This window comes from Kitasatospora nipponensis, assembly GCF_039528135.1.
Classification (GTDB): domain Bacteria; phylum Actinomycetota; class Actinomycetes; order Streptomycetales; family Streptomycetaceae; genus Kitasatospora; species Kitasatospora nipponensis.
Genome location: NZ_BAAALF010001084.1, coordinates 1 through 536 on the forward strand (window position 1 = coordinate 1; position 536 = coordinate 536).

General features: G+C 70.7%; 1 pseudogene. It reads left to right on the top strand.

The features are described from left to right. Positions 1-118: 118 nt before the first annotated feature. Positions 119-536 (top strand): annotated as a pseudogene (locus tag ABD323_RS45005) (hypothetical protein); the annotation flags it as partial.

Below are 536 nucleotides of genomic sequence, written 5' to 3' on the forward strand. Positions count from 1 at the left end.
CGCGCTCTGCTCGGTGACAGCCTGTCCGACCTGGTTCCGCACTGAGCATCCGTGCCCGCAGGTCAAACCGCTCACACGTCCTCATCAGCGACCGAAAAACCGAAAAGGTGACACCAGCATGCCGTTCGAAGCAGATTTCGCCCATGCCGTGAACCGCACGACCGACTCCCTCGAACCCGACCTCACCGCGCTCCTGGGCGGAGCCGTCCAGCGCGGACGGAGCCGTCGGCGTCGGCGCAGCGCCGGCGTCATCGCCGGGGTCGGCACCTGCGCCGCGGTCGCGGCGGCCGCCCTGGCGATCCCCGGCACGTCCGTCGGGACCCACCTTGGTGGCTCCGACATGGAGATGGTGGCCCTGGCGATGCCCCGGTCCGCGATCAGTGGCGACCAGATGACCGCGGCCCTGCAGAAGACGTTCCCCGGGGGCCGGTTCAGCCAGGTGACCGGGCAGAGCAACAACCCCTCGGATCCGCGCGGCGGGCTGGTCGCCAACGGCGGACTGGTCCTCGACGACGGTCAGGGCGCCGCGTTCGTCG